The organism is Tsukamurella paurometabola (assembly GCF_900631615.1).
In the GTDB taxonomy this organism is placed as follows: Bacteria; Actinomycetota; Actinomycetes; order Mycobacteriales; family Mycobacteriaceae; genus Tsukamurella; species Tsukamurella paurometabola_A.
This window is the reverse complement of sequence record NZ_LR131273.1, coordinates 3,959,880-3,978,253: the sequence shown is the minus strand read 5'-3', so window position 1 is coordinate 3,978,253 and position 18,374 is coordinate 3,959,880. Positions and strand designations below refer to the sequence as shown.

General features: G+C 71.2%; 16 protein-coding genes. 10 read left to right on the top strand and 6 right to left on the bottom strand.

From position 1 onward, the window contains the following. Nucleotides 1–5: 5 nt before the first annotated feature. Genes ELY19_RS19875 through ELY19_RS19865 form a run of 3 tightly spaced genes read right to left on the bottom strand, consistent with a single transcriptional unit; the run spans nucleotide 6 to nucleotide 3,723 of the window. Nucleotides 6–1,094, bottom strand: a complete 1,089-nt coding sequence (locus tag ELY19_RS19875) for an ATP-binding protein (RefSeq protein WP_126197838.1) — start codon at nucleotides 1,092–1,094, stop codon at nucleotides 6–8. Further along, the gene (locus ELY19_RS19870; protein ID WP_126197836.1) at nucleotides 1,091–2,431 is read right to left on the bottom strand and encodes a DUF5691 domain-containing protein; all 1,341 of its coding nucleotides are present in this window, start codon (nucleotides 2,429–2,431) and stop codon (nucleotides 1,091–1,093) included. Before ELY19_RS19870 ends, ELY19_RS19875 begins: the two co-directional genes overlap by 4 nt. Continuing rightward, nucleotides 2,428–3,723, bottom strand: coding sequence for an SWIM zinc finger family protein (locus ELY19_RS19865; protein ID WP_126197834.1), 1,296 nt, complete (start codon nucleotides 3,721–3,723; stop codon nucleotides 2,428–2,430). Before ELY19_RS19865 ends, ELY19_RS19870 begins: the two co-directional genes overlap by 4 nt. Nucleotides 3,724–3,846: 123 nt before the next feature. On the opposite strand from ELY19_RS19865, the gene ELY19_RS19860 reads away from it, so the two are divergent. Then, nucleotides 3,847–4,608 (top strand): YdcF family protein, encoded by a 762-nt coding sequence (locus tag ELY19_RS19860; protein ID WP_126197831.1) that lies wholly within the window; start codon nucleotides 3,847–3,849, stop codon nucleotides 4,606–4,608. A 131-nt stretch (nucleotides 4,609–4,739) separates the two neighbouring features. After that, entirely contained in the window at nucleotides 4,740–5,564 is an 825-nt protein-coding gene (locus tag ELY19_RS19855; protein ID WP_126197829.1) for a VOC family protein, read from the top strand. 36 nt (nucleotides 5,565–5,600) lie between these two features. Here the strand turns inward: ELY19_RS19855 and ELY19_RS19850 are convergent, their stop codons facing one another. Together ELY19_RS19850 and acnA are read right to left on the bottom strand one after the other, a co-directional pair. Further along, nucleotides 5,601–6,164 (bottom strand): TetR/AcrR family transcriptional regulator, encoded by a 564-nt coding sequence (locus ELY19_RS19850; protein ID WP_126197827.1) that lies wholly within the window; start codon nucleotides 6,162–6,164, stop codon nucleotides 5,601–5,603. A 103-nt stretch (nucleotides 6,165–6,267) separates the two neighbouring features. Beyond that, entirely contained in the window at nucleotides 6,268–9,084 is a 2,817-nt protein-coding gene (acnA, locus tag ELY19_RS19845; RefSeq protein ID WP_126197825.1) for an aconitate hydratase AcnA, read from the bottom strand. A 169-nt stretch (nucleotides 9,085–9,253) separates the two neighbouring features. Between acnA and ELY19_RS19840 the strand changes: the two genes are divergently transcribed. The 8 genes from ELY19_RS19840 to ELY19_RS19805 all read left to right on the top strand — a co-directional run bounded on the left by ELY19_RS19840 (nucleotide 9,254) and on the right by ELY19_RS19805 (nucleotide 17,517). Beyond that, entirely contained in the window at nucleotides 9,254–9,904 is a 651-nt protein-coding gene (locus ELY19_RS19840; protein WP_126197823.1) for an Rv1476 family membrane protein, read from the top strand. Between the two features lie 240 nt (nucleotides 9,905–10,144). Next, nucleotides 10,145–11,638 carry a C40 family peptidase gene (locus ELY19_RS19835; protein ID WP_126197821.1) on the top strand — a complete coding sequence of 498 codons (1,494 nt, stop codon included), beginning with the start codon at nucleotides 10,145–10,147 and terminating at the stop codon, nucleotides 11,636–11,638. 97 nt (nucleotides 11,639–11,735) lie between these two features. Next, nucleotides 11,736–12,797 carry an AAA family ATPase gene (locus tag ELY19_RS19830; protein WP_126197819.1) on the top strand — a complete coding sequence of 354 codons (1,062 nt, stop codon included), beginning with the start codon at nucleotides 11,736–11,738 and terminating at the stop codon, nucleotides 12,795–12,797. Nucleotides 12,798–12,799: 2 nt separating this feature from the next. Next, the gene (locus ELY19_RS19825; protein WP_126197817.1) at nucleotides 12,800–13,765 is read left to right on the top strand and encodes a DUF58 domain-containing protein; all 966 of its coding nucleotides are present in this window, start codon (nucleotides 12,800–12,802) and stop codon (nucleotides 13,763–13,765) included. A gap of 1 nt (nucleotide 13,766) precedes the next feature. Further along, on the top strand, nucleotides 13,767–14,750 hold the full coding sequence (locus ELY19_RS19820) for a VWA domain-containing protein (RefSeq protein WP_126198952.1): 984 nt from the start codon (nucleotides 13,767–13,769) through the stop codon (nucleotides 14,748–14,750). Nucleotides 14,751–14,870: 120 nt separating this feature from the next. After that, nucleotides 14,871–15,596 carry a 3-oxoacyl-ACP reductase FabG1 gene (gene fabG1, locus ELY19_RS19815; protein ID WP_126197814.1) on the top strand — a complete coding sequence of 242 codons (726 nt, stop codon included), beginning with the start codon at nucleotides 14,871–14,873 and terminating at the stop codon, nucleotides 15,594–15,596. A 68-nt stretch (nucleotides 15,597–15,664) separates the two neighbouring features. Beyond that, nucleotides 15,665–16,507, top strand: coding sequence for an NADH-dependent enoyl-ACP reductase InhA (gene inhA, locus ELY19_RS19810; RefSeq protein WP_126197812.1), 843 nt, complete (start codon nucleotides 15,665–15,667; stop codon nucleotides 16,505–16,507). Beyond that, nucleotides 16,504–17,517, top strand: a complete 1,014-nt coding sequence (locus tag ELY19_RS19805) for a ferrochelatase (protein WP_126197810.1) — start codon at nucleotides 16,504–16,506, stop codon at nucleotides 17,515–17,517. The genes inhA and ELY19_RS19805 overlap by 4 nt, the downstream gene beginning before the upstream one ends. 6 nt (nucleotides 17,518–17,523) lie before the next feature. On the opposite strand, the gene ELY19_RS19800 is transcribed toward ELY19_RS19805, so the two are convergent. After that, the gene (locus ELY19_RS19800) at nucleotides 17,524–18,300 is read right to left on the bottom strand and encodes an Rv1486c family protein (protein ID WP_126197808.1); all 777 of its coding nucleotides are present in this window, start codon (nucleotides 18,298–18,300) and stop codon (nucleotides 17,524–17,526) included. Nucleotides 18,301–18,374: the final 74 nt, after the last annotated feature.

Genomic DNA, 18,374 nt, shown 5'->3' with positions numbered 1-18,374 from the left:
AGCGCCTATCCGGCGTCCCGTGCGGCGCGGTAGAAGTCCGACCAGCCGGGCCGCTCCCGGACCACGGACTCGAGGTACTCGGTCCATGCCACCGCGTCCGAGACGGGGTCCTTGACGACCGCCCCGCGGATCGACGCGGCCACGTCGCTCGGGCGCAGCACGCCGTCGCCGAAATGGGATGCCATCGCTGTGCCGTGGGTGAGGACCGAGATCGCCTCCGCCGTCGACAGGGTGCCGCTGGGCTGCTTGACCTTGGTGCGACCGTCCTCGGTGACCCCCGAGCGGAGCTCGCGGAACACGGTGACCACCCGGCGGATCTCCTCGGCGGCGGCCGGCAGTTCCGGGAGGTCGAGCGCCCTGCCGAGGGAGGCCACCCGGTCGGAGACGATGCGGACCTCGTCGTCGGCGGTGGCGGGGAGCGGCAGCACCACGGTGTTGAACCGCCGCCGCAGCGCGGACGACAGCTCGTTGACGCCCCGGTCCCGGTCGTTCGCCGTCGCGATGAGGGTGAAGCCCTTCGCGGCCTGCACCTCGATGCCGAGCTCCGGGACGGGGAGCGTCTTCTCGGACAGGACGGTGATGAGCGCGTCCTGGACGTCCGACGGAATGCGCGTGAGCTCTTCGAGGCGGGCGACGCGCCCCTCGGCCATCGCGGTCATGATCGGCGACGCGACCAGCGCCTCCCGGCTGGGTCCCTCGGCGATGAGGCGGGCGTAGTTCCATCCGTACCGGATGGCCTCCTCCGGGGTGCCCGCCGTCCCCTGCACCAGCAGCGTGGAATCGCCGCTGATGGCGGCGGCGAGATGCTCGGACACCCAGGTCTTGGCGGTGCCCGGAACTCCCAGTAGCAGGAGGGCGCGATCCGTCGCGAGGGTCGCGACCGCCACCTCCATGAGGCGGCGCGGGCCGATGTACTTGGGCGCGATCACCGTCCCGTCCGGCAGCGTGGTGCCGCACAGGTAGTCGACGACCGCGGCTGGTGATAGCCGCCACCGCGTCGGTCGCATGCCCCGATCCTGTGCGGCGAGCGCGGCGAGCTCGGCGGCGTGGACCTGCTCGGCGTGCGGGCGCAGCAGGTCGGTGGTGTCGGTCATGGCAGCTCCTCTTCGATGACGGTGCGGAGGCGGAGGATCTCGGCGAGCGGTGCGAGGTACCGGGTGCGCGACGTGGTGCCTCGGGCGGCGAGGTCCGCGACGCGCTGCGGCCAGGGCGCCCCGGTGGCGGCGGGAAGGTGCTCGGCGGCGGCGGCGATGAGGGCGCTGTCGCCCGGCGGAAGCGGGCGCCGATCGTCGGACGCCGCGATCGTGGCGAAGACGCGGATCACCCTCTCGCTCAGGGTGTCCGGCCACGGTCCGGGGAGCAGGGCGAGGTCCGCGGGTTCGCCGCTCTGCGCGAGTGCCGCCGCCCAGCGCGGTTCGCGCTCGCGGGCGGTGCGTTCGCGCCACCCGGACCTGAACTCCGCGGTGTAGTCGCCCGAGGCGCCGACGAGCCGATCCGGAGTGGCGTCGAGCAGTTCCTCCCAGGCGCTGAGCGGTAGCGCGGTCGCCAGCTGCGCCACCCACTGCGCCGTCGGCGACACGCCCTGCGGGGGAGGCCACGCCACCCCGTCTCGCACCGCTGCGGGATCGGGCGGATCGGCGGGGGCGACCTCGATCCGTTCGCCGCGCAGCGTGCGGCGCCGGCGCACCACGGCCGATGCGCGCGAGCGCATGCGGCGCTCGTAGGCGGTGCCGGCCGACCCGCTCAGGGCGCGGACGGCTGCGGCGCGGACCGTGGCGGTGCGATCGTCGAGTCCGCGCTCGCACAGCGACTCCGCGTCGCTCCCAGGCGTGACGGGGCCCAGGTCCTGCAGCACCTGTGCTCGCTCCGGTGCGCGTAGCGCGTCCCAGTCCGCCTGTGCGGGCACGATCCCGTCGTCCATCGGGCCCGCCCCCGTCCCGGTGCCGAGCCGGGCCTTGATGTCCGGAGCGATCCGGGCCAGCCAGGCACCCCGCGGCCCGGTCAGGGCCGCGACGGCGGGACCGGCTTCGGGGCGATCGGCGGTGTAGAGCAACAGGTCGGGCAGCAGCCGCGCCGGGCTGCGCAGCCCGGATGCCGCGACGGGTGCCAGGCACCACCGTTCGGCGCCCGGCAGGGACAGGGCGGCGTGGACGACGGCCGCCAGGCGCGGCGAGAGCGGCGGTCTGGGGTCGTGTGCCGCGGTGGGAACCGGTTCGGGGCCCGGCGCGGGTAGCGGGCCCTGGGCGTTCGTCGCGACAGCGGTGAGCGCGGCGGTGTGGAGCACCAGTTCCGCGGGTGGGGTGTCGGCCGGTAGGGCACCGAGGTGAGGCGCCAGCGCGGGGTCGGCCCCGGCGGTGCTGACGGGCCTGGTCGCGGTACCGAGCAGTGCCGCGGAGACGACCTGCGGCCAGAGCGGGGCGGCGTTCGTCACAGGGCCAGCACCTCGTCTCCGGCGATCATCGACATCGGCTCGAGCGCTTCCGGCCCCAGGAGGCCGGCGACGGTGACCGACGCGCCGCCGGAACCCGCGAGGAGCATCCACCAGGCGGGGGCGCTGATCGTCAGGGGCAGGGCGGTTCCCTGCGCATCGATCAGGCACGGCTCCGGTGCGGTGGCCGGCCGCCCGGCGACGAGAACGGGATGCTTGCCGTGCCACGGGTCGTCCGCGCAGCGCGCCGCCCGCTCCGCGAGGGCCGTCGCCCAGTCCGACGGTGCCGTCGACGGTGCCGGGGCGGTAGGAGTGAGATCCCCGCGGGGGATGGCGCGGAGGCCGTCCGGGTAGAACGCCAACTCGGCGCGGACCGTCGTGCCGATCGGTGGGCGCAGCGGAAGCGGCGGACCGCCGGGTGCCTTGAAGTCGAGGACCGAGGCCCATCGACCCGAGGACGCGGCACGCAGCCAGGTGGTCCGCGTGGTGATCCGATCGGCCTCGCTCTCGGACGTGCCCAGTACCGTCCAGTCGTCGGTTACCGAGGGGCCCGCCAGCACGTCGGCGGTGGCGACGGGGTACCCGACGTGGCGGCGGACGGCGGCGGCGACGGGGCCGTCGAGCTGGTCGAGACGGTCGTGGCCGCGCGTGAGTAGCCACAGGAGGCCGAGCTCCTGGACGATGCGCTCGGGCCAGCGGGGGCCCACCACCGCCGCCGACAGCGCGCGCACGCGGCCCGCGAGGCCCGGGGCCTTCGCGTCGACGAGGCGCCGGGCGAGCGGGTCGACGCGTTCGTAGACGGAGGCGTCGATGCCCGCGAGGCCCGAATGGACCTGGTCGAGCAGCCACAACCGTAACTCGGCGACTCCACCCGCGACCGATTCGGAGCGCTGGGCGGCGGTGCGGGCCGCACGATCGGGATCACGGGGAATCGCTGCGCGGTCGGCGGAGTCCTCCCGTCGCCTGTCCCGCGCGGCGAGCCATTCCGCAGCGAAGTCCGCGGGCTCGCTCGCGTCGGGCACGGTCGCGTCCGCCCAGAGCAACAGGAGCCCGAGTGCGTGCTTGCACGGGAACTTTCGTGACGGACAGGAGCACTTGTAGGCGGGGCCGGCCAGTTCGACCACGGTCTGGTACGGCCGCTTCCCGCTGCCCTGGCAGTTTCCCCAGACGGCGGAATCCGTCGCGCCGGTGAGCGTCCACGGGCCTGGGACACCGAGTTTCGTGCCCGCCTTCTCCGACGCCGCGTCCGGAGCGAGCGAGAGCACCTGCTCCCGCGACCACCGTTCCACCCCCACGGATCCACTAAAGCACATCGGCTGTGAAGTGGGGGAGTGTGCGCGATCGAGCATTCACGTGTGCAACACACGCCTCAGTGGTGTAGTTTTCCACCGATAGACTCATTTGTCACGGAGGGCAACATGCGTGTCTCTGGTTTCTTTAGCTCGATCGTTTCGCTGACGACCGCGCTCGCGGTCGCCGCCACCCTGGCGACGGGGACGGCGGGTGCGGCACCGTCGACCACGACGTCGACGTCGTCCCTGACCGACCAGGCGATCGAGCGCCAGGCCGCGGGGGACACCGCGGGCGCGCAGGCCGCCATCAATCAGATGCCGATCGACCACGCGCAGAAGGTCGTGGCCCTGATGACGAACGTCAACAAGGCGCTCACCTTCCCGCTCACCGACCAGGTGCCCAGCGGCGTCGCCCCGGGAACGGCGATCGTGATCCTCGGGTTCGGCCTGGAGGACAACGGCGCCATGCGGCCGATCCTCGTCGAACGCCTCACCAAGGGGCTGGCGGTCGCACAGGCCTATCCGGCATTCCCGATCGTCGTGACGGGTGGCGCACCCAAGGCCGGGAAGACCGAGGCGGCGGCGATGAAGGAATGGCTGCTCGCGCAGGGCGTGTCCGGTACCCGCATCTACACCGAGGAGAAGGCGGGCTCCACCCAGGGGAACGCCATCAACACCGCGGTCCTCATGCAGCAGAACGGCTTCGGTAACGGCGCGGTGCTCGTCACCTCCGCCGACCACACCCGCCGGTCGGTCGCCGACTTCCTCGTCGCCGGGATCACCCTGCAGGCCGTCGTCGCCTCCGACGCCAAGATCCAGTCCGGTCCGATGTCGGCCAGCGGCGTCGCCGGTGTCTACCGGGACGCGCGGGGCGTCGCGCGGATCTGATCCGGCGGCGCGTTGTGGGCGGGTTCGTCACCCGCCCACGGGGATCGGTCCACCCCGCGCTGCGGACGGTCGCCGCCCGAAGTGGGGCGAATGCTGGAAACTTGTCGGCCGGATGTGCCACCGTATCTCCCATGACCGCGTACCACGCCCCGCTGGGCGCACCCGTGTGGATCGACCTCATGTCCTCCGACGTCGATGCGGCCGTTGACTTCTACGGCGCCGTGTTCGGCTGGGAGGCGGAACCGGCGAGCGAGGAGTTCGGCGGCTACCGGAACTTCCGGGTCAACGGGAACCGGGTGGCCGGCGTGATGGCGCCCCCGGACGGCGGCGGTGGCCCCGGCGACGTCTGGTCGACCTACCTGCGGGTCGAGGACGCGAAGGCGTCGCTGCGCGCGGCGACCGACGCCGGCGCGTCGGTGGTGGTGCCGGTGGCGCCGGTGGGCGACCTCGGGCGCTTCGCCTACGTCATCGATCCGGTCGGCGCCGCGATCGGGCTCTGGGAGCCGGGGAGGCACGAGGGCTTCGCCGAGCGCGGGGTTCCGGGCACCCCGTACTGGTTCGACTGCATGAGCCGCAGCTACGACGCGACCCGGGCCTTCTACCGCGACGTCTTCGGATGGCGGCTCGAGGAGATCGGCAGTGGCGGCAAGGAGGGCTCGTTCGGCCCGGACCGCTACAGCCAGGTGTTCGCCGGTCCGGAAGGGCAGCAGGAGGCCGTCGCCGGGATCATGGACGCCGCCCCGCTCTTCGACTCGGGGGTGTTCGGCGAGGGCATGCCCTCGTTCTGGCAGGTGTACCTGACCGTCGAGGACACGACGGCCGCGGAACAGCGCATCGTCGCCGCGGGCGGCGAGATCCTGCGTGCCGCCGAGGTCACACCGTGGGCCACGATGGGCTCGGCGAAGGACCCCGGAGGCGCGGTGTTCCTCTACGCGACGCCGCCCGAGGGGATGTAAGCCGCCCGCCGGGATGTGAGCGGGCCGCGCCAGGGGTCAGCGGCGGCGCACGCTCTCCTCGACGAGGTCGAGGACCGCCTCCAGGCCCGCCGTCGGGCGACCCGACGCGAGATGGGTGACCAGGCCGTCGAGGACGAGGTCGAGATAGCCCAGGATGACGTCGGTCGGCAGGTCGTCGCGCAGCCGGCCGCGCTGCTTCTGCCGCTCGAGTCGCCGCAGCGTGGCCTCGGTGAGCTCGGCGCTCCGCTCGGTCCACTCGGCACGGAAGTCGCCGTCGTTCTTGAGCCGGCGGGCGATCTCGAGCCGGGTCCCGAGCCAGTCGAACCGCTCCGGGTGGCTCAGCATGTCGCGCATGACCTGCACGAGGCCCTCCTCCGCGGCGATGTCGGCCATTCGCTCCGCATCCTCGCGAGCCAGCGCGAGGAAGAGCGCGTCCTTGTCGCGGAAGTGGTGGAAGATCGCCCCGCGGGACAGATCGGTCGCGGCCTCCAGCCGCCGCACCGTGGCCCCGTCGTAGCCGTACTCGGCGAAGCACGTGCGCGCACCGTCGAGGATCTGGCGGCGTCGTGCGGCGAGGTGATCGTCGCTCACCTTGGGCATGTGGATGCTCCTGATCGAGGGGACGGTTGCTTCGTGTCCGCTACGCGAACGGCGGGCCCGGCCCCTGGGGCCGGACCCGCCGTCACTGGTCGAAACTCCGCGATCAGCTGTTGACCATGTTCCGCAGCACGTACTGCAGGATGCCGCCGTTGCGGTAGTAGTCGGCCTCACCGGGGGTGTCGATGCGGACGTCCGCATCGAACTCCACCTTCGTGCCGTCCGTCTTGGTCGCGGTCACGTGCACCGTCTTCGGCGTGACGCCGTTGTTCAGCTCCGTGATGCCCTCGATGTCGAAGGTCTCGGTGCCGTCCAGGCCGAGGGTCTTCCACGACTCGCCCTTGGGGAACTGCAGCGGGATCACACCCATGCCGATGAGGTTCGAGCGGTGAATGCGCTCGAAGGACTCGACGATGACGGCCTTGACGCCGAGGAGGCTGGTGCCCTTGGCCGCCCAGTCGCGCGAGCTGCCGGAGCCGTACTCCTTGCCGCCCAGGACGACCAGCGGGGTGCCGGCGGCCTGGTAGTTCATGCACGCGTCGTAGATGAACGACTGCGGGCCGCCCTCCTGCGTGAAGTCGCGGGTGTAGCCGCCCTGGGTGCCCTCGAGCCCGATGGTGTCGAGCACCCGGTTCTGCAGGCGGATGTTCGCGAACGTGCCGCGGATCATCACCTCGTGGTTACCGCGCCGCGAACCCAGCGAGTTGTAGTCCTTGCGGGCCACTCCGTGCGAGTCGAGGTACTGCGCGGCCGGGGTGCCGGGCTTGATCGGGCCCGCCGGGCTGATGTGGTCGGTGGTGACCGAGTCGCCGAGCAGTGCCATGACGCGGGCGCCGGAGATGTCGCTGACGGGCGCCGGCTCCATGGTCATGCCGTCGAAGTACGGGGCCTTGCGGACGTACGTCGAGTTCTCGTCCCACTGGAAGGTGTCGCCCTCGGGGGTGGCGAGGTTCTGCCAGCGGTGGTCGCCCTCGAACACGGTCGAGTAGGACTTGCGGAACATGTCCTGGTTGATCGCGTTCTTGATCGTGTCGTCGATCTCCTGCGCGGACGGCCAGATGTCCTTGAGGTAGACGTCGTTGCCGTCGTGATCCTTGCCCAGCGAGTCGGTCTCGAAGTCGAAGTCCATCGTGCCGGCGAGGCCGTAGGCGATGACGAGCGGGGGCGACGCCAGGTAGTTCATCTTCACGTCGGGCGAGATGCGGCCCTCGAAGTTGCGGTTACCCGAGAGCACCGCGACGACGGTCAGGTCCTCGTCGTTGACGGCCTTGCTGATCTCGTCGGGCAGCGGGCCGGTGTTACCGATGCACGTGGTGCAGCCGTAGCCGCCGAGGTAGTAGCCGAGCTTCTCGAGGTACGGCCACAGGCCGGCCTTCTCGTAGTAGTCGTTGACGACCTGCGAACCCGGCGCCATGTTGGTCTTGACCCACGGCTTGGTGGTCAGGCCCTTCTCGACCGCGTTGCGGGCGAGGAGGGCAGCGCCGAGCATGACCGAGGGGTTCGAGGTGTTGGTGCAGGAGGTGATGCCCGCGACCGCGACGGCGCCGTGGTCGAGGATGAACTCGCCGCGCTCGCCCTTGACGCGCACCGGCTTGCTGGGGCGGCCCTCGGCACCGTTGGCGGCGGACTGGACGTTGACGGCACCGTCGTCGGCGAACGACAGGGCCGCAGGATCGGAGGCCGGGAAGGACTCCTCGACGGCCTCGTCGAGCTGGGTGTGCGCAGCGGGGTGCTGCTCCTCCACGTAGTTGTGGATGTCCTTGCGGAAGGCCGTCTTCGACTCCGAGAGGAGGATCCGGTCCTGCGGGCGCTTCGGGCCGGCGATCGACGGGACGACGGTGCTCAGGTCCAGCTCGAGGTACTCCGAGTAGGCGGGCTCGTGGTCGGGGTCGTGCCACATGCCCTGCTCCTTGGCGTACGCCTCGACCAGCGCGAGCTGCTGGTCGGTGCGGCCGGTCAGGCGCAGGTACTTGATGGTCTCCTCGTCGATCGGGAAGATCGCCGCGGTGGAGCCGAACTCCGGGCTCATGTTGCCCAGGGTCGCGCGGTTGGCCAGCGGCACCTCGGCGACGCCCTTGCCGTAGAACTCGACGAACTTGCCGACGACGCCGTGCTGACGCAGCATGTCGGTCACGGTGAGCACCACGTCGGTCGCGGTGACGCCCGGCTGGATCTCACCGGTGAGCTTGAAGCCGACGACGCGGGGGATGAGCATGGAGACCGGCTGGCCCAGCATGGCCGCCTCGGCCTCGATGCCGCCGACGCCCCAGCCCAGGACGCCCAGGCCGTTCTCCATCGTGGTGTGCGAGTCCGTGCCGACGCAGGTGTCCGGGTAGGCCTGGCCGTTGCGGGTCATGACGACCGGCGCGAGGTACTCGATGTTCACCTGGTGGACGATGCCCATGCCCGGGGGGACGACCTTGAAGTCGTCGAACGCGCCCTGGCCCCAGCGGAGGAACTGGTAACGCTCGCCGTTGCGCTGGTACTCCAGGTCGACGTTGCGCTCGAGGGCGTCCGCGGTGCCGAACACGTCGAGGATCACCGAGTGGTCGATGACCATGTCGGCGGGGGAGAGCGGGTTGACCTTGTTCGGATCGCCGCCCAGCGCGGTGACGGCCTCGCGCATCGTGGCGAGGTCCACGATGCAGGGCACACCGGTGAAGTCCTGCATGATCACGCGCGCCGGCGTGAACTGGATCTCGACGCTCGGCTCGGCCGAGGGGTCCCAGTTCGCCAGGGCGTTGATGTGATCGGTGGTGATGTTCGCGCCGTCCTCGGTCCGCAGCAGGTTCTCTGCGAGGACCTTCAAGGCGTAGGGCAGCTTCTCGGTGCCGGGCACGGCGCTGAGGCGGAAGATCTCGTATGACTGATCGCCCACCTCGAGCGTGCCGCGCGACGAGAAGGAATCGATGCTCTTGCTCACGTCAGCTCCACTCAACGTTTTGTGGTGTGCACCGACGGGCTGTGTCGGTGCCTGAAGTCCATAATACAGTACGCTTGTCCTGTGAGAGTTCATCGGGCTGGAACTCCCCGGACGCAGCTCATTGTGCCTCGTTCCGGGCGGCGCCGTGGGCGTGTCGTACTGTGAGGCCATGGGGCCGCTGCCGATTCTCACCGAAGTGCCGACCGACGTGGACCTGTCCGCGCTCCAGGCGGACCTCGCCGTCGACGGCGTCGCCGTGCTCAACCCCGCGCACGCCGATTCCGTGCCGCAACTGGTCCAGGTCGTCAAGGACGCGCGGGCGCAGGGGATCGAGAACTTCCAGGTGATCGTCCTCGCCCACGACTACAACCCGGACACCTCGTTGCGGGACCTCGGCACCGAGCTCGGCAAACGCATGAAGGCCGACGGTGAGGACACGGTCACGATCCTGGTGATGTCGCCGGCGCAGGTGGCCGGGTACTCGACCCAGCTCTCGCGCTACCAGATCGAGAAGGGGCAGGACGGCTACACCGGCCGGCTCGCCCTCAACAACCCGCCGAAGGCCGCGCACGACTTCGCCGCCGTCGCGCACGACGCGACGTTCCCGTGGACGGGTTTCACCGTCGGTCTGGTCCTCCTCGTCGCCGCACTCGCAGGCTGGGCGCGCGTCGTGACGCGCCGCCGTAGCCGTGCGGTGGACGCCGCCCGCAGGGCGGCCGCGGCGGATGCCGCACCCGTCACCGTCGGGGCGGGTTCGAACGACGTCGTGACGGCGACGTCCGAAGAGAATGGCGGCTCCGCTGTTCGATCGAACGAATAGCGCACATTCATTCGAAATTCCAGCTGTGTAATTCTCAGCTGCTGTCCGTTTCGCAAGCAATGGCGACATCGGGGATCCCTGCTGGTCAGTGGGCTGTTCCGGCTACTCACATGTGTGTAATTTGCGGTTCCTGTTTTCTATTGTTGTGAAAGTGCCGTACGGTACGAATGAAGCCAATGTTGTGCGTGTGAACCATGCGTACTCATCGGGATGAACGAGTCTTGAGTTGAGGGAGACACCTTGAGGCGTACGGCACACCCCGCCACGAATCTCGCTGCGCGGTCGTTGCTCGCGGCAGTCGCCACCGGGTCACTGGTGGCCGGCTCGCTCGCGGGCGCCGGATCGGCCTTCGCCGAGCCCAACGGCCCCGACGCCAATCCCGCCAACGTCGTCGCCGCGCTGGTCGACCGACTCGCCCAGGCCGACCAGCGGATCGCGGACCTCCGCGGGGACGTCGCGGCGAAGCGCCAGTCCGTCAACCGCGCCGTGGTCGACCTCCAGGCCGCCCGCGACGCCGCTACCGCGGCGAATGGCGCGATCAGCGTCTCCGAGGCCGCGGTCAAGGAGTCCGACGCCAAGATCAAGACCGCGCAGGACGCCTTCGACCAGGTGGTGCGCGCCGCGTACGCGCAGGGCAACAGCGCCGGTGCGCTGGTCAACACGCTGGGCGGGAACGATCCCGGTGCCGCGGTCGACCGCGCCACCACGCTCCGCATCGTCGCCGATAAGCAGAAGACCGCACTCGGCGATCTCCAGGCCGCGAAGAAGCGCGCCGAGGCCTCGCGTACCGCCGCCCGCGCCGCGAAGGTGCAGGCCGACGCCGCCACCGCTGCGGCCGCTGAACGCAAGACCACCGCCGAGGACTCGATCACCCAGACCGTCGCCGCCCTGACCACGCAGCAGCAGGAGCAGGCCAAGCTCACCGCGCAGCGGGAGTTGGCGCAGCGGGCGCTCGACCAGGCCAAGCGCGCCGAGGACCGCGCCGCGCAGCAGAAGATCTACGCGCAGTACGTCGTCGACGAGCAGCAGACTCAGCAGATCGCCGCGCCGGCCGCGCCCGCCGCGCAGCCGGCGGCTCCTGCGGCCCAGGCCGCGGCACCGGCCGCGCCCGCGGGGCAGGCCGGCGCCGCCGACGGCTCCGATCCACTGGCGGCCGCCCGGAGCTTCGCGCAGGGCATCGTCGGGCAGGCGTCCTCGTGGTTCACCAATCCCTTCGGCGCGGTCACCGGCCAGGCGGCCCCCGCGGGCCAGCAGCAGCCGACCGCGCCGGCCTCGCAGGCCGTCCCCGGTGTGTCGAGCATGAGCGGTGCGCAGATGATCGAGACGGTGATCCAGCGCGGCATGTCGGTCATCGGTGTGCAGTACGCCTGGGGTGGCGGCAACGCCTGGGGAGCGACCAAGGGTGTGCGCGACGGCGGCGTCGCGGACAGCTTCGGCGACTACAACCGCATCGGCTTCGACTGCTCCGGCCTCATGGCCTACGCCTACGCCGCGGTCGGTATCGCGCTGCCCAAGTACTCGGGCTACCAGTACACGACCGGAACCAAGGTGCCGATCAGCCAGCTCAAGCGCGGCGACATGGTCTTCCGCGGCCCGGGCGGCACCCAGCACGTGGCCATGTACCTCGGGAACAACCAGATCCTCGAGTCGCCGCAGTCCGGCGGCGCGGTGCGCATCGCCCCGTTCGACGCCTCGACGTTCCTCTCCCAGGGCGTCCGCGTGATCAACAGCTGACTCCGCGCCATTCAGTACGCTCGGGGGAACGGGCCGGCGCGGTCCGGGATCGGACGGGTCCTGACGGGCCGGGGGAACGACGACGAAGGGGACGTGCGTGACGCACTCACAGGTGCAGGACACCGCCTCGAGCGATGAGGTCAAGCTGCTGGAACGGGCGGTCTACGAGGTCAAGCGCGTGATCGTGGGCCAGGACCGGCTCGTCGAGCGGATCCTGGTCGGCATGCTCGCCAAGGGCCACGTGCTGCTGGAGGGCGTTCCCGGCGTCGCCAAGACCCTCGCGGTCGAGACCTTCGCGACGGTGGTGGGCGGGTCCTTCTCCCGCATCCAGTTCACTCCCGACCTGGTGCCCTCCGACCTCGTCGGTACCCGCATCTACCGCCAGGGCAAGGAGCAGTTCGACACCGAGATCGGCCCGGTCTCCGCGAACTTCCTCCTCGCCGACGAGATCAACCGCGCTCCGGCGAAGGTGCAGTCCGCGCTGCTCGAGGTCATGGCCGAGCGCAAGGTGTCGATCGGCGGGCAGACCTACCCGATGCCCGATCCGTTCCTCGTGCTCGCCACCCAGAACCCCATCGAGAACGAGGGCGTGTACCCGCTGCCCGAGGCGCAGCGCGACCGCTTCCTGTTCAAGGTCGTCGTCGGCTACCCGTCGATCGAGGAGGAGCGGGAGATCGTCTACCGCATGGGCACCGTCCCGCCCGTGCCCTCGCAGATCCTCGACCCTGCGACGGTGCAGCGCCTGCAGCGCGCCGCGAGCGAGGTCTTCGTGCACCACGCCCTCGTCGACTACGTGGTCCGGGTCATCGCCGCGACCCGCACGCCGCGCGAGTTCGGCCTCGACGACGTCGCCTCCTGGATCACCTACGGCGCCTCGCCGCGCGCGACCCTGGGCATCGTCGCCGCCGCCCGCGCCCTCGCGCTGCTCCGCGGCCGCGACTACGTGGTGCCGCAGGACGTCGTGGAGATCATCCCGGACGTCCTGCGCCACCGCCTCGTCATGAGCTACGACGCCCTCGCCGACGAGGTGACTCCGGATCAGGCGATCACCCGCGTGCTGCAGACCGTCGCGCTGCCCCAGGTCGTCGGCCAGCCCGTCCCGCAGCAGGCGGCGCCCGCCCCGCAGCAGTACGCCCCGGCGCAGCAGCACCAGAGCTGACGATGCCGGCCACACCCTCCGGCTCCACTCCCGGCCCCCGGCACAGCCCGCTCCCGAGCTTCGCCGGCGGCGAGGTCGACGAGGCTCGCATGCAGGCCTCGTTGAAGATGCTCGAGCTGCTCGTGCGCCGGCGGCTCGACGGCGTCCTCAAGGGCGACCATCAGGGGCTGCTCCCCGGCCCGGGCTCGGAGCCGGGGGAGTCGCGCCCGTACACGCCCGGCGACGACGTGCGCCTCATGGACTGGTCCGTCACCGCCCGCACCACCCACCCGCACGTGCGGCAGATGATCGCCGACCGCGAACTGCAGACGTGGATCGTCGTCGACCTGTCGGCGTCGATGGACTTCGGTTCGACGGGCGGCACGAAGCGCGATCTCGCCGTCGCCGCATCGGCCGCGGTCGTGCACCTCGTCAGCGGCGCCGCGAACCGCGTCGGCTGCCTCGTCACCAACGGCACGCAGCTGGTCCGCGTGCAGCCGAAATCGGGTCGCGCGCAGCGGCAGAAGGTGCTCAAGGCCATCGCCACCGCGCCGCGCGCCGTCGAGGGCACCCGCGGCGACCTGCGCGTCGCGCTCGACGCCCTGCGCCGCCCCGAACAGCCCCGAGGCCTCGTCGTGGTGATCAGCGACTTCCTCGGCGACGTGGACTACGTGCGCGAGCTGCGCGGCATCGCCGCGCGGCACGAGGTGCTGGCGGTCGAGGTCCTGGATCCGCGCGACGTCGAACTCCCGGCGGTCGGGGAGATCACGCTCCGCGACGCCGAGTCCGGCGCCGTGCGCGACCTGACCGTGACCCCCGAGCTGCAGCAACGGTTCGCCGCCGCGGCACAGGAGCACCGCCGGCGGGTGGCCCGGACGCTGCGCGGCGTGGGTGCGCCCGTCCTGGAACTGCGCACGGACCGCGACTGGCTCGCCGACATCGTGCGGTTCGTCGCCGCACGTCGACGTGGATTGGCTGGTGCTTCCTGACATGGGCGGACTGACCTCGCTCGCCACCCCGATCTGGCTGCTCGGCATCCTCGTCGTGCTCGCCATCCTCGCGGGGTACGTCTACAACGAGCGGCGGCGCAGCAAGCGCGCGCTGAAGTTCGCGAACACCTCCGTGCTCGATTCCGTGGCCCCGCCCGGACCCAACCGGTGGCGGCACGTTCCCATCGCGCTGTTGAGCATCGGCCTGATCCTGCTCATGATCGCGCTGTCCGGGCCGCAGGCGATGCGGAAGGTCCCGAGGAGCAAAGCGACCGTCGTGCTGGTCGTCGACGTCTCCCTGTCGATGAAGGCCACCGACGTCAGCCCCAACCGGCTCGATGCCGCCAAGGAGGCGGCGAAGAAGTTCGTCGGCGAGCTCCCTCAGGGCATGAACCTCGGCATCGTCTCGTACGCCGGCACCGCGCAGCTGCTCGTCTCGCCCACGCCCGACCGCTCGCTGGCCACCAACGCGATCGACCACCTCGACCTAGCGCAGCGCACCGCCACGGGAGAGGGCATCTACGCGGCGATCCAGTCGATCAAGAACATCCGGGACGTGTTGGGCGGCAAGGACGCCGCGCCGCCGGCCCGGATCATCCTCGAGTCCGACGGCAAGCAGACGGTGCCCGTCGATCTCGACGATCCGCGGGGTGGCTTCACCGCAGCCCGCAAGGCGAAGGAGGAGGGCATCCCCATCTCCACCATCTCCTTCGGCACCCCGAACGGCACCGTCGAGATCGACGGCCAGAACATCCCGGTCCCCGTGGACGACGCCTCCCTCAAGCGGATCGCGGACCTCTCGGGCGGACAGTTCTTCTCGGCGTCCTCGCTCAGCGACCTCAACGAGGCCTACGGCACCCTGCGCGACGAGATCGGCTGGGAGATGCAGAAGGGCGACAACTCGCGGATCTGGGTGCTCTGGGGCACCGGCCTCCTCGTGCTCGGCGCCGCCGGCGCGGTGCTGTTCAACCGGCGCCTACCGTGACGTCCGGGGCGCGGGGAAGAGCCGGGATCGGCGCCGACGGTGCCGTGCGGCGCGCCCGCCCGACGACTCGCTCAGCCGGAGATTTCCCGGCTCGCGAGCGCGATTGATAAGTTGGCACCCATGTCGACTTCTGAATTCACGCCCCGGTCCGTCCTCGTCACGGGCGGCAACCGTGGCATCGGCCTCGCGATCGCACAGCGCCTCGCCGCCGACGGCCACAAGGTCGCGGTGACGCACCGCGGCTCCGGCGCCCCCGAGGGCCTGTTCGGCGTGCAGTGCGACGTCACCGACACGGAGTCGGTCGAGGCCGCGTTCAAGACGGTTGCCGAGCACCAGGGCCCCGTCGAGGTGGTCGTCGCCAACGCCGGCATCACCGAGGACACCCTGCTCATGCGCATGAGCGTCGAGAGCTTCGAGAAGGTCATCAACTCGAACCTCACGGGCGCCTTCCGCGTCACCAAGGCCGCCACCCGCGACATGCTCAAGAACCGCTGGGGGCGCTTCATCTACCTGGGCTCGGTCGTCGGCCTCATGGGCACCCCCGGCCAGGCCAACTACGCCTCCTCGAAGGCCGGCGTCATCGGCCTCGCCCGCTCCGTCACCCGCGAGCTCGGCGCCCGCAACGTGACCGCCAACGTCATCGCGCCCGGCCTCATCGACACCGACATGACCCGCGAGCTCCCCGCCGAGTACGTCGAGGGCGCCGTCAAGCAGGCCATCCCCGCCAAGCGCATGGGCCAGCCCGAGGAGGTCGCGGCCGTCGTCTCGTTCCTCGCCTCGGACGACTCCGCCTATGTCTCCGGCAACGTCATCAACGTCGACGGTGGCCTGGGCATGGGCCACTAGGCCCCGCCCACCCGCACCCCGACGGCGCACCGTCGAACCAGCCCACGAGAACTGAAGGAGGCACGTCCGTGACCGGACTGCTCGAAGGCAAGACCATCCTCATCACCGGCATCATCACCGATGCCTCGATCGCCTTCTCGGCCGCCAAGGTGGCCCAGGAGCAGGGCGCCAAGGTGATCATCACCGGCATCCCGGAGCGGCTCCGCCTCATCGACCGGATCGCCAAGCGCCTCCCGCAGGAGGTGCCGCCCGCCATCCCGCTCGACATCACCGATGAGGAGTACCTCGGCGGCCTGGCCGACAAGGTGCGCGAGCTCGCGCCCGAGGGCATCGACGGCGTGCTGCACTCGATCGCCTTCGCGCCCCGCACCCTCATGGGCCCGGACGCGCTGCCCTTCCTCGAGGGCCCCGGCCCCGACGTGGCGAAGTCCTTCGAGATCTCCGCCTGGAGCTACGCCTCGCTCGCCCGCGCCGTGCTGCCCGTCATGAACGAGGGCGGCTCCATCGTGGGCATGGACTTCGATCCCCGCACCGCGATGCCCGACTACAACTGGATGGGCGTGCAGAAGGCCGCCCTCGAGTCGGTCAACCGCTACGTCGCGCGCGAGGTCGGCTACGCCAAGAAGATCCGCTCGAACCTGGTCGCCGCCGGCCCCATCAAGACCCTCGCGGCCAAGGCGATCTCGGGCACCGCGACCGACGACGCCAAGAAGCTCAACATGCTCAACCAGTACTGGGACGGCGCATCGCCCATCGGCTGGAACGTCGACGACCCGGAGGTCGTGGGCAAGAGCATCTGTGCGCTGCTCTCGGACTGGCTGCCCGGCACCACCGGCTCCATCGTCTACGTCGACGGCGGCGCCAGCCACAACACCTGGTTCCCCGAGGACATGATCAACGCCCAGTCGTGAGCCACGACGCACTCCTCGTGCTCTCCTTCGGAGGGCCCGAGCACCCCGATCACGTCCGGCCGTTCCTCGAGAACGTCGTGCGCGGCCGGGGAGTACCACCCGAGCGCCTGGACGCCGTCGAACAGCACTACCTGCGGTTCGGCGGCGTCTCGCCGATCAACGAGCAGAACCGCTCGCTCATCGCGGCGGTCGAGGCCGAGTTCGGCCGCCGGGGCCGGGAGCTGCCCGTGTACTTCGGCAACCGGAACTGGCATCCGATGGTCGAGGACACCGTCGCGCAGATGAAGGACGACGGGGTGCGCGACGCGCTCGTTTTCGCGACCTCTGCGTGGGGCGGCTTCTCCGGCTGCCGGCAGTACGACGAGGACATCGCCCGCGCGCTCGCGGCAGTCGGAGCCGGTGCGCCCCGGTTGACCAAGCTCCCGCAGTTCCACGACCACGAGCTGTTCCTGGAGTGCTTCGCCGACGCCGCGACCACCGCCCTGGCGGCGGTGCCCGCCGGATCGCGGCTCGTGTTCACCGCCCACTCGATCCCGGACGCCGCGGACCTGAACGCCGGCCCGCCCGGGGTGTCGCGGTTGTACTCGACCCAGGTCCGCGACGCCGCCGCGAACGTCGCCGCACGGCTCGGGGTCGACCACGACGTGGTGTGGCAGTCCCGCTCGGGGCCGCCGCAGGTGCCGTGGCTCGAGCCCGACATCTGCGATCACATCCAGGCGCTGTGGGACGACCGCGTGCCGGGCGTGGCGGTCGTGCCGATCGGCTTCGTCTCCGACCACCTCGAGGTGATCTGGGACCTCGACACCGAGGCGAAGGACCTGGCCGGCGAGCTGGGCATGCCCTTCGCCCGTGCCGCCACGCCGATCGGTGATCCCCGGTTCGCGGCGATGGTGGCGGACCTCGTCGCCGATGCCGATGCGGGCCGATCGAGCGGGCTCGGTGTCAGCGTGGACGGCGCCGCCTGTGTCGAGGGCTGCTGCCCCGCGGTGCGGCGGCCCGTGCGCTCGTGAGCGGGATCAGAGTCGGAGCTCGTCCCGGCAGACGGCGTTGACCGCGGCCACCCGCGCGGCGCGGACGGTGCGCCACAGGTCGCGGTAGGCGGCGTCGCCGCCCTGCGCGGACGCGAGAGTCAGTCCGGCGTACGGGTTCTCCGCGCCCGCGACCAGCAGGATCGCCTCCACCATGCCCGCGCTGTCGAGCACACGGTGCGCCCGCTCGGTGGCAGCGCGGGGGAGCCGGTGCCCACCGAGGTACCGGGTCAGTTCCATCACCACGCCCCGCGGATCCGACGCCGCGTCCGGGGCGGGCGGCAGGCTCGCCAGCGCCGACGGCGCCTCGCGCACCGCGTCGCGCAGCGCGTGCTCCGCCGCGCCCAGCGAGACCGGATCGGGATCGACGAGCGCGGGCTCGTGCAGGAACGCCTGCCAGCGCATCACGTCGCCGGCCTCGGGCGTCGGCACCAGGGCGATCGTCGACGTCGCGCCGTCGAAGAGCACCACCTCGCCGCGGGCCATCGCGGCCTGTTCCAGGTCCGTGCCCGCAGGCAGGCCCCGGGCGTCTCCCGGCGCCGGCAGCAGCAGCCGGACGGCGTGCGGCTCCAGCGCACGGATCTCCGCCAGCAGGTCGGGGAGGTCGCCGTCGACGACGGACTGCACCGGCGCCCATTCGCCGAGCGCCGCGAGCAGCTCGTCGGTGCCCGCCGAGCCCGCCAGCCACGCCGCCGACCACACCGCGAAGCCCTGAGCGGGCCCCGCGGTGGCGCGACGGGCGAGGGTGATGACGGGAGAACTCATGGTCGCCCATCGTAGTCGCGGTACCCGCTGAGATGTGCGATGCAGCGGCGCGACGGCCGCGACACGCGTTGCGG